The sequence below is a fragment of the Variovorax boronicumulans genome (assembly GCF_019352895.1).
Taxonomy (GTDB): Bacteria; Pseudomonadota; Gammaproteobacteria; order Burkholderiales; family Burkholderiaceae_C; genus Variovorax; species Variovorax boronicumulans_A.
Genome location: NZ_JAAAFX010000009.1, coordinates 1,219,345 through 1,232,719, shown reverse-complemented (window position 1 = coordinate 1,232,719; position 13,375 = coordinate 1,219,345). Strand labels below are relative to the sequence as shown.

General features: G+C 71.4%; 14 protein-coding genes. 5 read left to right on the top strand and 9 right to left on the bottom strand.

The window, feature by feature from the left end:
- Positions 1 to 7 precede the first annotated feature (7 nt).
- The 3 genes from K0H49_RS24840 (at position 8) to K0H49_RS24830 (ending at position 3,276) form a co-directional block, all read left to right on the top strand.
- On the top strand, positions 8 to 1,066 hold the full coding sequence (locus K0H49_RS24840) for a GNAT family N-acetyltransferase (RefSeq protein ID WP_219218338.1): 1,059 nt from the start codon (positions 8 to 10) through the stop codon (positions 1,064 to 1,066).
- Positions 1,063 to 1,953, top strand: a complete 891-nt coding sequence (locus tag K0H49_RS24835; protein ID WP_219218337.1) for a hypothetical protein — start codon at positions 1,063 to 1,065, stop codon at positions 1,951 to 1,953. Before K0H49_RS24840 ends, K0H49_RS24835 begins: the two co-directional genes overlap by 4 nt.
- 69 nt (positions 1,954 to 2,022) lie before the next feature.
- Positions 2,023 to 3,276 carry a class I SAM-dependent methyltransferase gene (locus K0H49_RS24830; RefSeq protein ID WP_219218335.1) on the top strand — a complete coding sequence of 418 codons (1,254 nt, stop codon included), beginning with the start codon at positions 2,023 to 2,025 and terminating at the stop codon, positions 3,274 to 3,276.
- Here K0H49_RS24830 and K0H49_RS24825 read toward each other — a convergent pair.
- From K0H49_RS24825 to K0H49_RS24785, 9 genes are read right to left on the bottom strand one after another with little or no spacing between them, the layout of a single operon-like run.
- A complete protein-coding gene (locus tag K0H49_RS24825) occupies positions 3,266 to 4,504 on the bottom strand; it encodes a DegT/DnrJ/EryC1/StrS family aminotransferase (RefSeq protein WP_219218332.1) in 1,239 nt (412 codons plus the stop codon). The two genes, K0H49_RS24830 and K0H49_RS24825, sit on opposite strands and share 11 nt — an antisense overlap.
- Positions 4,497 to 4,946, bottom strand: a complete 450-nt coding sequence (locus tag K0H49_RS24820; protein ID WP_374122414.1) for a DMT family transporter — start codon at positions 4,944 to 4,946, stop codon at positions 4,497 to 4,499. The genes K0H49_RS24825 and K0H49_RS24820 overlap by 8 nt, the downstream gene beginning before the upstream one ends.
- Before the next feature lies 1 nt (position 4,947).
- Positions 4,948 to 5,322: an EamA family transporter gene (locus tag K0H49_RS24815; protein ID WP_183027033.1), complete on the bottom strand. Its 375-nt coding sequence runs from the start codon at positions 5,320 to 5,322 to the stop codon at positions 4,948 to 4,950.
- Entirely contained in the window at positions 5,319 to 6,227 is a 909-nt protein-coding gene (locus tag K0H49_RS24810) for an alpha/beta hydrolase (protein WP_257625116.1), read from the bottom strand. Before K0H49_RS24810 ends, K0H49_RS24815 begins: the two co-directional genes overlap by 4 nt.
- Before the next feature lie 60 nt (positions 6,228 to 6,287).
- A complete protein-coding gene (locus K0H49_RS24805) occupies positions 6,288 to 7,010 on the bottom strand; it encodes an MtnX-like HAD-IB family phosphatase (RefSeq protein ID WP_219218328.1) in 723 nt (240 codons plus the stop codon).
- A complete protein-coding gene (locus K0H49_RS24800; RefSeq protein ID WP_219218318.1) occupies positions 7,003 to 7,932 on the bottom strand; it encodes an efflux RND transporter periplasmic adaptor subunit in 930 nt (309 codons plus the stop codon). Before K0H49_RS24800 ends, K0H49_RS24805 begins: the two co-directional genes overlap by 8 nt.
- A complete protein-coding gene (locus K0H49_RS24795) occupies positions 7,929 to 8,681 on the bottom strand; it encodes an ABC transporter ATP-binding protein (RefSeq protein WP_219218316.1) in 753 nt (250 codons plus the stop codon). Before K0H49_RS24795 ends, K0H49_RS24800 begins: the two co-directional genes overlap by 4 nt.
- A complete protein-coding gene (locus tag K0H49_RS24790) occupies positions 8,678 to 9,811 on the bottom strand; it encodes an ABC transporter permease (protein ID WP_219218314.1) in 1,134 nt (377 codons plus the stop codon). The genes K0H49_RS24795 and K0H49_RS24790 overlap by 4 nt, the downstream gene beginning before the upstream one ends.
- Positions 9,808 to 11,178 (bottom strand): efflux transporter outer membrane subunit, encoded by a 1,371-nt coding sequence (locus tag K0H49_RS24785; RefSeq protein WP_219218313.1) that lies wholly within the window; start codon positions 11,176 to 11,178, stop codon positions 9,808 to 9,810. The genes K0H49_RS24790 and K0H49_RS24785 overlap by 4 nt, the downstream gene beginning before the upstream one ends.
- A gap of 265 nt (positions 11,179 to 11,443) precedes the next feature.
- Here K0H49_RS24785 and K0H49_RS24780 point away from each other — a divergent pair, with 265 nt between their 5' ends.
- Together K0H49_RS24780 and K0H49_RS24775 are read left to right on the top strand one after the other, a co-directional pair.
- Positions 11,444 to 12,199, top strand: coding sequence for a response regulator (locus tag K0H49_RS24780; RefSeq protein ID WP_374122413.1), 756 nt, complete (start codon positions 11,444 to 11,446; stop codon positions 12,197 to 12,199).
- Positions 12,184 to 13,374: a sensor histidine kinase gene (locus tag K0H49_RS24775; protein ID WP_219218301.1), complete on the top strand. Its 1,191-nt coding sequence runs from the start codon at positions 12,184 to 12,186 to the stop codon at positions 13,372 to 13,374. The genes K0H49_RS24780 and K0H49_RS24775 overlap by 16 nt, the downstream gene beginning before the upstream one ends.
- Position 13,375: the final 1 nt, after the last annotated feature.

Sequence of the window (13,375 nt, the reverse complement as noted above, 5' to 3'; positions counted from 1 at the left end):
CGCGCCTGTGCAGTTTGCCCACCAACTCGAACCCGACGCACTGATCGCGGCCTTTGAGGCCCATCCGCCCGAAGGTTTCGCGGTGCTCGAAGGTGCCCCGGGGGCACCGGTGTTCAGCGCCACCTTCGATCTGCTGACCACCGCCGACGAGGCACTCAAGCAGCGCGCCAAGGCGCTGCCGCTGTTTCGCCTCTGGTCGCGCTGGCTGCGCATCCGGACGGCCTTCGTCGGCTCCACGGTCTCGGAGTACGCGCTGGTGCCGCGCGGCGCTGCGCCGGCGGCGTGGCTGATCGGCCTGCTGCAACGCTGGGGCGCGAGTTACCGGCTGCTGATCGTCAAGGACATCCCGGCCGCATCGCCGCTGCTCGACGAGGCCGACAACCGGCAGGCCGAGGCGCTGGTGCAGGTCTGCGTGGCGGCCGGCTGCGTGCTGGTCGAAGGCCAGGCGCTGGCCTATGTGCCCATCGATTTTCCGGACATCAATGCCTACCTCGGGCGTCTCTCGTCGAGCCGGCGGCAGAACCTGCGCCGCAAGCTGCGCAGCCGCGCGGGGCTGGAGATCCGCCGCCTCCCCACGGGCGACGAGGCCTTCGAGAGCGAGGCCGCCATCGACGCCTACTATGGGCTCTATGAAGCTGTCTACGCGCAAAGCGAAGTGCATTTCGACCGTCTCACGCGCGCCTTCTTTGCGCGCGTGCTGCGCGATGCCTCTGCCGGCGGCGTCGTGTTCGAGTACCGGCAGGCCGGCGTCCTGGTCGGCTGGAACCTCTGCTTCGAGGCCGGCGGCAAGCTGGTCGACAAGTACATCGGCTTCTCCTATCCGGCGGCGCGCGAGTGCAACCTGTATTTCGTGAGCTGGATGGTCAACCTCGAGTACGCGATCGAACGCGGTCTCACGCACTACGTCGCGGGCTGGACCGACCCCGAGGTCAAGGCCCAGCTCGGCGCGCGCTTCACCTTCACCCGCCACGCGGTGTACGTGCGCAATCCGCTGCTGCGCCGGCTCGCGAAGCGCTTCGCAAGCCATTTCGAAAGCGACCGCCAGTGGCACGAGGGCACGCCATGAATGCACTGCCGCCCGTGGTGCTGGACCTCGACGACTCGATCGGCCCGCTGGCCGGCGAGTTGCGCATTCCCCTGCAGGACCGGCAGGAGACGCTGCGTTTCGGCTGCGGCCTGGGCGTGATGCGCGGGCTGGCCGAGTCGCTGGACGCCCGGCTGCCCGCGGTCGAGCGCCACGGCACGGTGTTCATGGGCAGCGGCGACTTCCACCACCTGAGCTGGCCACTGGTGGCGCGCAGCGCGCGCGGGCGCGAGCGCGCGAGCCTGCGCGTGGTGGTGTTCGACAACCATCCCGACAACATGCGCTTTCCCTTCGGCGTGCATTGCGGCTCCTGGGTGCGGCGCGTGGCGCTGCTGCCCGAGGTCAGCCAGGTGCTGGTGGTGGGCATCACCTCGGGCGACATCGGCTGGCGCCACGCCTGGGAAAACCAGCTCAAGCCGCTGCGCGCCGGCAAGCTGCAGTACTGGAGCGTTGGCGTGGACACCGGCTGGTCGCGCTGGCTGGGCCTGGGCTCGGCCTTCCGTACCTTCGCCGACACCGAAGCCCTGAGCCAGGCCCTGGCGCGGCAGCTGCGCAGCCAGCCCGCGCCGACCTATCTCTCGATCGACAAGGACGTGTTCGCCCCCGAAGTCGTGCGCACCAACTGGGACCAGGGGCGGCTGCAGGAATCGCAGGCCCTGCACATCCTCGAGGCCCTGGGCGGGCAGATCGTGGGCAGCGACGTCACCGGCGAGGTGTCGGCCTACCGCTACCGCACGGCCTGGAAGCGCTGGCTCAGTGCGCAGGACGGGCAGGACACGGCCATCGATCCGGTGCAGCTCGCGGACTGGCAGGCCGGCCAGCATGCGTTCAACCAGCGTCTGCTGGGGCACCTGGCGCGCGTCGGTTAGGCTTTGCGGAAAACGCCGGTCTTGAGCCGGCGCGGTGGCATCTTCCACCCCAGACATCGGGAGGCATTCATGTTCGATCGATCGACCGCGGCCTTGCTGCGCCGGGCCTTCGGCCCGCTGGTGCGCCGAGGCCACCTGAGCGTGCGGCTGCCGGACGGCCAGACGCTGGCGTTCGGCGACGGGGGACAGCCGCGCGCCGGCATCCGCTTCACCGACCGGCGCGCAGTCTGGGCGCTGCTGCGCGACCCCGACCTGCAGTTCGGCGAGCTGTTCATGCAGGGGCGGCTGCAGGTGGAAGAGGGCACGGTCTACGATGTGCTGGAGCTGTTCCTGCGCGATGCCAAGGACGTGCAGCCGGGCCCGTTCGTGCGCCTGCTCGACCGCTGGCGCATGGCGCTGCGCCCGCTGCTGCAGCGCAACCGGCCGAGCCGGTCGCGCGCCAACGTGGCCCATCACTACGACCTCGACGACCGGCTCTATCGGCTGTTCCTCGACAGCGACCGCCAGTACTCCTGCGCCTACTTCGAGCACGGCGACGAGGACCTCGAGGCCGCGCAGCTGGCCAAGAAGCGCCACATCGCGGCCAAGCTGCTGGTCGAGCCCGGCCAGCGCGTGCTCGACATCGGCTGCGGCTGGGGCGGCCTGTCGCGCTACCTCGCGGAGGTGGCCGGCGCGGGCCACGTGAGTGGCGTCACCCTGTCCACGGAACAGCTCGAGGCCGCGCAGCGGCTGGGCGCCGCATCGCCGGCCAGCGCCGGGCTCGACTACCGGCTCGAGGACTACCGAGACACCCAGGGGCCCTTCGAGCGCATCGTGTCGGTGGGCATGTTCGAGCATGTGGGCCGTGGCAACCACGATGCCTTCTTCCAGCAATGCCGCGAGCTGCTGACCGAGGACGGCGTGATGCTGCTGCACTTCATCGGCAACTCCGACGTGCCGGACTTCAACAACCCGTGGATCGAGAAGTACATCTTCCCGGGCGGCAGCCTGCCCTCGCTCTCGGAGTGCACACCGGCCATCGAGCGTGCGGGCCTGGTGGTGACCGACATCGAGGTGCTGCGGCTGCACTACGCGCGCACGCTGCGGCTGTGGCGCGAACGCTTCATGGCCCGGCGCGACGAAGCGCTGGCGCTCTACGACGAGCGCTTCTGCCGCATGTGGGAGTTCTACCTGTCGATGTCCGAGACGGCCTTCCGCTACCAGGACATCGCGATCTTCCAGATCCAGCTGGCGCGCCGGCAGGAGGCCGTGCCGCTGACCCGCAACTACATCGAGGAACGCAAGGCGGCGTTGCGCGCGCGCGAGGCCGCGCTCAGCGGCTGAAGTCCGCCAGCGCCTCGCACACCCGTTCGAAGCGTGCATCGTCGAGCCAGGGGCTGTTGCTGACGGCCAGCAGGCGGCGCGCCAGGTCGCGCGCATGGGGCAGCGCGCCGGCTTCGGCGGCCGGCACCACGCGGGCATAGCGCGGGTAGTCGGGCAGGGCGTGCACGAAGGGCAGGCTCAGGCCGCAGCCTGTGCCCCAGAGCGCGCGGATGGCGGCGTCGCGTTGCGCGGCGCCGGGCATGCGCACCATCAGCACCGGCCAGGTGCCGGCCGCGTCGGGCATCGAAGGGCTGTCGCCCAGCACCGTGAGGCCGGCGATGCGCGTCAGGCGCTCGCGGCGCTGCAGCGCGCGCACCGTGCCCTGGGCCAGGAAGTCAGGCAGGCGTTCCAGCGCGCGCACCCCCACCGCCTGGCGCCAGCGGCCCACGCGGTGCAGCGGAATCTCCGGGTCGAAATCGTCGCCCGCGGCGGCCACCCAGTCGTCGCGCCGCAGCGCCTGGCGCAGCGGCCGGCCATAGACCAGGCCCAGGCCCGCGGGCCGGTAGCACAGCGCATAGCCCAGCAGCTCGATCGAACGTCGCAGTTCCCAGCCCCGGTGCCGCGGGACGATGTCGGCGCTGGCCTGTGCGCAGGCCCGGCGCAGGGCAGGGTCGTGCACCACCAGCGCGCCGCCTTCGAACAGCGTCAGGCCCTTGCCCACGGCCAGGCTGAAGAAAACGATGTCGCTGTGGGCGCCCACGCTCCGGTCGCCGACGCGTGCACCCAGCGCCTGTGCCGCATCCTCGAGCGTCCAGGCGCCGACCTCGCGCGCGCAGGCCTGGGCGGTGGCCACGTCGCTGATGCGGCCGCCCAGGTGCGTGGGCACCAGGGCCAGGGTCTGCGGGCCGCAGAGCTGGCGCAGGTGCACCGGGTCCAGGTCGAGCGTGCCCGGTTGCAGGTCGCACACCCGCAACTGCAGGCCGCAACGTGCGACCGCCAATGCCACCAGCGGGCAGGTGTAGGCCGGCACGACCACCTCGGTGCGCGTGGGCGCGAGCCGCTGCAGCGCGGTGAGCGCGACCACCATGCAGGCCGTGCCCGAGCATTCGATCTGTACTTCGGCCACGCCGAGGAAGCGCGCGAGCGCCGCTCCGAGGTCGGATGCGGCGGGGGCGTGCGGCCAGGCCAGGTCGCCGGCGCGCAGCGGCAGGCCCGCCGTGGGCGGTACGTCGGCCCCTCGTTCAGCCATGGGGGCCGCGCGCGGCGCCGGCCAGGATGTCCGGGGGCGTCGCGTGCAGGGTCTCGGGCGCGGCGTCCTGCTCTTCGCTGAAGGCCAGGCAGACGATGCCCGCGATGATGAACAGGCCGCCCGTGATCTGCGGCCAGCCGATGCGCTCGTCGAACAGCAGCCAGGACAGCGCCAGCACCGAGACGATCTCCAGGTGCGAAGCGGCGAAGGCCGGCCCGATCGGCGCGTGCTTGAGCAGCGTCATCCAGGCGAAGAAGGCCCCGATGTAGCCGACGAAGGCGCCGTAGATCCAGGGCTGGCCGAACACCCGCACCAGCCAGGCCGTGCTGAACTCCAGCGGCAGGGCCTGAGTGCCGGCGACCTTGAAGCTGATCTGCGCCAGCGTGTCGAAGGCCATCAGCATCAGGAAGCCGATCACATAGAAACGTCGTTTGTCAGCCACTTCAGCCTCCGTGCCAGCCGACGATGGTGACGCCGATCGAGATCAGCAGGATGCCTGCGACGCGCATGCGAGAGAGCTTCTCGGCGAACAGATAGCGCCCGGCGATCATGATCGCGACGATGTTGATCGAGCCGAGCAGCACGCCTTCGGACAGCGGCACCAGCGACAGGAAGGCCAGCCACAGCACGAACTCGGCCACATAGCAGCCCACGCCCACCCACAGCCAGGGGCGCCGCGCCATGAAGGCCCAGCGCGCCAGGCCGTCGCCCGCGCGCGGATCGCCGGCGGCGGCCTTGAAGGCCAGCTGGCCGCCGCTGTCGACCAGCACGTTCAGCACCCAGAGCGTGAGCACCAGCGGCGTCAGTTCGCTGCTCATGTGGCCAGCGAGCCGTCTGTGGCGCGGTGGGCAAAGGCGTCGGCCGGCTGCGGCACGGCGGCGCCGCGCGGCGCGGCGATGCGGGCGGTGAAGTCCACGGCGCGCGCGGTCACGGTGCGCCGTTCGCGGTCGATGGTGATCATGTGGTAGCTGTCGTGCAGCAGCACCATCTCGACCGGGCCCTGGACCTTGCGCTCGATCAGCCGGGCATTGGCCAGGCTCGAGATGTCGTCGTGGGTGGCGTGCAGCACCAGGCAGGGTGCGCGCACACGGCCCAGCTGGCGGCGCACCTGGTCGGACAGCGCGCGCATCTCGATGACCGAGTACCAGGGGTTGCCGGGCAGGCCCGCGGCGGCGCTGTCGCCGGACTGCATCTGCTCGACGACGCGCTTGCGCAGCGCCTCGTCCTTGATGCCGTAGGGCGGCTGCTCCATGAACAGCTTGTTGCGGCCGATGCCCAGTGCGCGGAACGGGCGCAGCAGGAAGGACAGCCGCGTGTAGAACGGGATGCTCCAGCCGTCGTGCCAGAACATGGTGGACAGCGCGCCCACGCCATCGACGAGTTCCGGCCGCTCTTCGGCCAGCTCCAGCGCCAGCACCGCGCCCATCGACAGGCCCATCACCACCAGGCGATCGACCTGTGTGCGCAGCCGGTCGGCGCCGGCGTGCACGCTGGCGGCCCAATCCTGCCAGCGGGTGCGCACCAGGTCCTCCTGGGTGCCGCAGTGGCCGGCCAGCTGCACGCCGTAGACCGTGAAGCCCGCGCGTTGCAGGCCCTTGCCCAGCAGCCGCATTTCATTGGGCGTGCCGGTCAGGCCGTGCACCAGCATGACGCCGGTGGACGCATGGGCGCCATGGCCGGCGAGGAAGAACTCGTGGGGGGTGATGCAGATGTCCGGGCTCATTGAAATACCTTCGTGCGGCGCACTGCGGGCGGGCGGCCCTGTGCGCATGCCGCTATGCCGTCATGCCGTCATGCGGATGGGGGCCGTGATGTCTTCCATCAGCGCCAGGGCCTCGCCGAAATGCTCGTAGGGCGCGTGGGCGATGTGCTGTTCCTGGCAGTAGGTGATGAGCCGGGCCTTGGCCAGCACGAAGTCGGCCTTGCCCGAGACGCAGAAGTCGGAGCTGCCGTCGCCCACGAACAGCACCTTGCCGTGCACGGGGCGCTGCTCGGCCAGGCGCTCGCACTTGCAGTTGCCGCTGGCGCGCACGCAGGCCGCGCTGGCATGGGGCGACTGCAGCTGCCAGCTGCGCTCGCCGGTCTGCACCAGGTGGTTGGCCATCACCGGCAGGTTGCCCAGGCCGTGGTGGCCGAGGATGCGGCGGATCGCGTAGTCGATGCCGTCACTGACCACCTGCACCGGCATGCCGTGGCGCTGTGCCGCTTCGACGAAGGCGCCGAAATGCGGGTCGATGGGCAGCGCGTCGAGGTGGGCGTCGAGTTCGTCGGCGCTCATGTCGAGCAGCGCGACCTGGCCCTTCATGCATTCGCGCGAGCCGATCTCGCCGGCTTCCCAGGCGGCTTCCAGTGCCTCCCAGCCGGGGCGACCGAAGCGCTGCAACAGCGTGTCGGTGACGTCGTCGACCGCGATGGTGCCGTCGAAATCGCATTGCACCGTCCAGCCCGGGGAGGGGGCGTTGCGCTGCAGCGTGGCCGATGGCCGGATCCTGATGACTTTATTCATGAAAACTCACCCTTACGTTCTGACCCAGGCGCAGCACAGGCACCGGCGGGTCGAATTCCAGAAAACACTCCACCACCCGCACGTTGCGCGCCGCCGCGTCGTCGTCGAGCCGGCTGGCGCCGTAGGCCTGGCTGATGCGCACCACGCGCGCGGGGTAGGCGGCCTGCGAGGCGCCCTGCGTGTCGCCGTCGAGGCGCACGCTGGCGCGCATGCCGGGCTTGACGTTGGCGACATAGGCTTCGTTGAGCTCGGCGCGCACGGTCAGCGGGCGGTGCGGCAGCAGCACCATCAGCGGCCGCGTGGCCTGGGAGGCCACGCGCGCGCCGGGCTGCACCTGGAGCCGGAGCACGCGGGCGTCGATCGGCGCGGTCAGCGTCTGGCGCTGCACGGCGCGTTCGGCCTGCATCAGCTTCTGCCGGGCCACCGCGGCCTCGGCTTCGAGCACGGCGACCGCGGATTCGATGTCGCTGCGGGCCTGCAGCGCCTCGTCGGCGCGCTGCGGATCGAGCGCGCCGGCCTTGGCGGCCTCGCCGGTGCGCAGCGCCAGCTGGCGGGCCGCGGGCAGGCGGGCGGACTGGGCGCGCTGGCGCGCCTGGACCAGCCGCAGTTCGGCCTCGGCCATGCTCACGTCGAGCCTGGCCTGGTCGGACACCAGCTTGAGCAGCGTCTGGCCGCGCTTGACTTCATCGCCTTCGCGCACGGCCACGCTCTCGACCAGGCCGTCCTGCTGCGTCAGCACGTCGAGCAGGCCGCCCTGGACTTCGACCTTGCCGCGCGCCATGGCCACGTCGCGCGGGCCCGCGGCCGGTGCGGGCGCGGCGGCGGCGACGCTGGTGCTGCCGTGGTCCGAGCAGCCGGTCATGGCCAGGGCCAGCGCCAGCATCGAGGCCGGCAGGGCGTATCGGGACAGGGAGGACTTCATGCGGAGGCTGCCGTGGTCACGGCGGGAATGGGGGTGCCGGCGGACTGCCAGTCGTTGCGGATCAGGCCGTCTTCCATGGTCAGCACGCGGTCGGCGTGCCGTACCAGGCGCGGGTCGTGGCTGACGCACAGCACGGTGGTGCCGTGGTTGCGGGCGATGCGATGCAGGATGTCGATGATCTTCTGGCCGTTCTCGGCGTCGAGCGCGCTGGTGGGTTCGTCGGCGAACAGCAGCTGCGGCTCCTTGGCCAGCGCCCGTGCGATGGCGACGCGCTGCTTCTCGCCGCCGGACATCTGTGCGGGGTAGGCGTTGGCCCGGTGCGCCATGCCGACCTCGTCGAGCGCCTCGAGGGCCAGCGTGGCCGAGCGGCGCTTGTCCAGGCCCAGGTAACCCAGCGGCAGCTGCACCTGCTCGTGGGCGGTGAGCGCGGCGAACAGGTTGAAGCCCTGGAACACGAAACCGGTGTGCTGCAGGCGGAAGTGCTCGAGCTGGCGCTTGGTCATGGTGCCCAGGTCTTCGCCCAGCGCCCAGGCCTGGCCGGCGTCGGGCGACTGCAGGCCGCTGAGCAGCGACAGCAGCGTGCTCTTGCCGCAACCCGAGGGGCCGGAGATCAGCGTCAGCTCGCCGCCGTAGATGTCGATCGACAGGGCCTGCAGCACATGCACGCGGACCATGCCCGAGAGAAAGGACTTGCTCACCTGGCGTGCTTCCAGGCTCGGGCTGGCGTGGGGACGGGCCGGGCTTTTCATCGCAGCAGCATGGCCGGTTCGGCGCGTTGCAGGCCGCGCACGGCGAACAGTCCGGAGATCACGGCCAGGCCCAGCACCAGCACGGCGCATCCGATGGCGACCGTCCAGTTCATGCTGACCGGCACGTCGTAGCGCGAGGCCACCCACAGCAGCAGTGCGCTGGCCGCGGTGCCCATCAGCAGGCCGATGCCGCCGATCCAGCAGGCCTGCTCCAGCACCACCCGGCTCAGCGCGCGCAGGCTGGCGCCCAGGGCGTTGAGCATGGCGTACTCGCGCGCCGAGGAGGCCACCACCGCCATCAACGCCTGGCTGGTCAGCACGGCGCCCACGAGGCAGACGATGGCAGCCATGAACAGCACCGCGATGCCGGCGCCGGTGTCGAAGATCCAGTAGAAGCGCGAGCGCTTGGCGAAGGCGTCGGCGGTCCAGACGCTCAGCGGCCCGAAGCCGGGCGGCACCGCCGACAGGCGGGCCTGCGCGGCGACGGCCAGCGCCGGATCGCGCAGCCGGGCCACGAAATACGGCGTGCCCGCGGCCGACTCGGCGGCCTGCAGCCGGCGCGCCGTGTCCTGGGAGGCCAGCACGTTGACGCCCCCGAGCGCGCGCAGCCCCGAGAGCGCCGCCACGATCTGCACGCGGTGTCCGTTGATCCAGGCATGGCCACCCACCGTCGTGCCCAGCTGTTCGAGATCGGAGCGGTCGACGATCACCGCATTGGGCTCGCGCAGCTGTGCGCGCCGCGAGAGCGGCAGCAGATGCGAGAACATCATGGCGTCGTCGTTGGTGCGGATGCCCGAGACGAAGACCGGCACGCCGCCGGTGCGCGTGGTGCCGTGCCAGTCGCCTTCGACCCACAGATAGGGCTCGACGTCGACCACATCCGGGTCCATGCGCAGGTACATCTCCATGTCGGGGCCGATGTCGCGCCCGAAGTTGACGCTCTGCGTTCCGGGGTAGCCGGCCCACAGGTCGGCCGACGAGGCCGTCACGTACACCGAGGCGCTGCCGAAGATGCCCAGCACCAGCGCGGCCTGCACGGCCAGCAGCACGCCCGAGAAGCCGACCGCGAACACGGCGGGCGCGAAGCGCCGCCATTCGTAGACCATGGTCTTGCGGGCCAGCGCGATCATGGGCTGCGCTCCTGCCACGGCATGGCGCTGACCAGGGGGGTGTTCTCTTCGTCGGTCGGCAGCGGGGCGCCGCCCAGCGACTTGTACAGCGCGATGAAGGCCAGGGTCTGGCTGCTTTCGGCGCCGGCCTGTTCCAGCGCCACCTGCAGCGCCGCGCGCTCGGTGGCGATGCGGTCCAGTTCGCTGCCCAGGCGCAGCCTGACCAGCGTGGCCTGGGCCTGCGCGCTGCGCGCCAGCGCCTGCTGCGCCTCCCGCAGCCGGTCGCTGTTCTCGCGGGCCTGCTGCAGGGCGCCCAGCGCCGATTCGGTATCGGCCACGCCTTCGAGCACGGTCTGGCGGTAGTTCAGCAGCGAAGCATCCAGCGCGGCCTGCTGCGCATCGGCGGCGGCGCGCCGGCGGCCCCAGTCGAACAGCGGGATGTCGATGGCGGGCCCGATCGCGGGGACGTCGTCGACGGTGCTGCGCGGGCGGTGCTGCGTGAGGTTGTACGCATACAGGAAGGAGGCGCCCAGCGTCACGCGCGGGTACAGCGCGGCAGTCGCGCTGCCCAGGGCGGCGGCCGTCTTCAGGACCTCGGCTTCGGCGCGGCGCACATCGGGGCGGTAGCGCAGCAGGTCGGCCGGCACCTGCTGCAGCGCGAAGGCCGGCAGGGGCGTGCGCGGCGCCGCGGCGGGCAGGGTGGTCCAGGCGCTGTCGGGTTCGGCCTGGCCGAGCAGCACGGCCAGGCTTTGCGCGGCGCGGTCGGCCGCCTGCCGGGGCTGGCTCTGCTGGGCACGGGCCTGGGCCAGCCGGGCCGTGGCCTGGTGCTGGTCGTCGGGCGAGCCGATGCGCTGACGGCGGCGCAGGTCGATCAGTTCGAGCGTGCGCCGGTCCAGGGCCACCACCTGGTCCATCAGCGCTTGCTGCGTGCGCGCGGCCTGCAGGTCGGTGTAGCGGCGCACGACCTCGGCCACGGTCGAGACCCGCGCGTCCATGCTGTTTGCCGTGGCCGTGTCGATGCCGGCCTGGCCCGCCTTTTCGGCCGATTCGCGCCCGCCGAACAGGCCCAGCTCCCAGACGGCGTCCAGGCTGGCCTGAAAATAGGTGTCGGTCGCGGAGATGTCCTGCACGGACCGCGAACTTGCCGACAGGGAGGGCTTGAACTGCGCGTTGCCCTGTCCGGCCAGCAGCCGCGCCTCGCGCAGCCGGGCGCGGGCCTGGGCGACGCCGAGGTTCTGCGCCAGCGCCCGGTCGACCAGCGCGTCGAGCTGCGGGTCGCCCAGCGTCTTCCACCAGCTGTGCAGGTCGGGCGCGAGCGCTTTGTCGGCCGCCGGCGGGGTTTGCCGCCATCCGGCCGGCACGCCGTCGGGCAGCGGAGGCACGGCCACGGCGGTGCATCCGGCCAGGCCGCAAAGCAGGACGGCTTGGCACACAAGCAGCGGGGCAGCGAGAAAAGGACGGGGCAAAGCGGCAGGACGTGAGAAAACCACCCTGGATTGGACCGCGGCGACTTTGCGTGGCTTTGCAGTTTGTGTGGAGAACGCGTGGAGACGATGGCCGGGAATGGTCGTTTGGGGGCATCGCGCACGCGTGTGCGGCGGAAGGGATAATCGCCATCCCTGTGCTCCAACGCGTCCGCGACCCCGCTTCCCCGTGACCGACTCCAGACCCGCTGCGCTCCCCATCCCCCCCCGCCCGGCCTCCGACCCCGGACCGCTGGCGCTGGTCGTCGAGGACGAGTCGGGCATCGCCGACATCCTGGTGGCCTACCTGCAGCGCGACGGCATGCGCACCCAGCGGGCGGTCGACGGCCCCTCGGCGCTGCGCCTGTTCGGCCAGCTTCGGCCCGACATCGTGCTGCTCGACATCCATCTGCCGGGCATGGACGGTGTGGACGTGCTCAAGGCCATCCGCAGCGACAGCGACACCCCCGTGATCATGGTGACCGCGCTCGCCGACGACGTCGACAAGCTGCTGAGCCTGCGCATGGGCGCCGACGACTACGTGGTCAAGCCCTTCAGCCCGGCCGAGGTGGTGGCGCGGGTGCGCGCCGTGCTGCGCCGCACCGGTGCCCGTCCGGTCGAGGCGCGGCCGGCGCCGATCCGCGTCGGGCGCCTGGTGGTGGACATGGAGGCCCATGGCGCCTCGACCGTCGACGACGACGGCACGCTGCACCCGCTGCCGCTGACGCTCACCGAATTCCGGCTGCTGGCCTGCCTGGCCAGCCAGCCGCGCCGCTGCTTCTCGCGCAGCCACCTGATCGAGACCTGCCTGCCCGAGAGCGACGCGCTCGACCGGGTGATCGACTCGCACCTGAGCAAGCTGCGGCGCAAGCTGCAGGATGCCGGCCAGGACGGGCTCATCGAGACGGTCCGCAGCATCGGCTACCGCCTATGGCCCGGGCCCTAGACCGCATCTGGATCCGCTTCGGGCTCTGGATCGCCGCCACGGTGCTGGTCACCATCGCGATCCTGGGGGCGAGCGTCATGCTGTTCTCCGAGCTGCAGTACCGGGGCTTCTACGGCAGCCTGCCGGAGAACGTGCAGCAGGAGCTGGACGTGCTGCAGGACCGGGCCCAGGAAGACAGCCCACGTGCCATGCAGATCTACGGCCAGTACTGGCGCGGCGACCTGCTGTTCGGCGAGAAGTGGTCGCTGCTGATCGGCCTGCTGGTGTGCCTGCCCTTCGGTCTGGCGGCCGGCTTCTGGGTCTCGCGCTTCGTCACCTTGCCGCTGGCCTCGATGGCCGAGGCCGCGCAGCGCGTGGCGCTGGGCGACTTCTCGGTGCGTGCCGAGCCCGGCCGGGAGCGCGGCGAGATGGCGGACATGGTCAACGACTTCAACCACATGACCGATGCGCTGGAGCAGCTGGAGCGCGAGCGCAAGGCCACCGCGGCGGCGGTCTCGCACGAGCTGCGCACCCCGCTGGCCGTGCTGCGCGCGCGCCTGCATGCGGTGTGCGACGGCGTGATTCCGGCCGACGGCGCGGAGTTCAGAACCCTGCTGGACCAGGTCGAGCACCTGGGGCGCCTGGTCGACGACCTGCACATGCTGTCGATGGCGGACGCCGGCGGCCTGTCGCTGCAGACCGCGAAGGTGGACCTGGCGGTGCTGGTGCAGGACACCGTGGCCGGCTATGCCAGCCGGCTGGCCGAGCACGGCATCGTGCCGGAGCTCGACATCGGGCAAGGGCATGTGTGGGTCCATGCCGATCCGGACCGGATGCGCCAGGTGATCTCGAACCTGACCGAGAACGTGCTGCGCTATGCGCGCGACGGGGCCTGGCTGGGCATCCGCCTGCGATCGGACGCCAAGGCGGGCACGGCGGTGCTGGCGATCAGCGATGCCGGCGCCGGCCTGCCCGAGGACGTGTGCCAGAACCTGTTCCAGCGCTTCCAGCGCTCGGACAACTCGCGCTCGCGCGCCACGGGCGGCTCGGGCCTGGGCCTGTCCATCGTGCACATGCTGGTGCTGCGCCAGGGCGGCGAGATCAGCGCCGACAGCTCGGCGCGGGGCGGCACGCGCTTCACGATCCGCATGCCCTTGCTGGCCGCCGATCGGCGCGCAGCCGCGTCGGCGGGCTGAG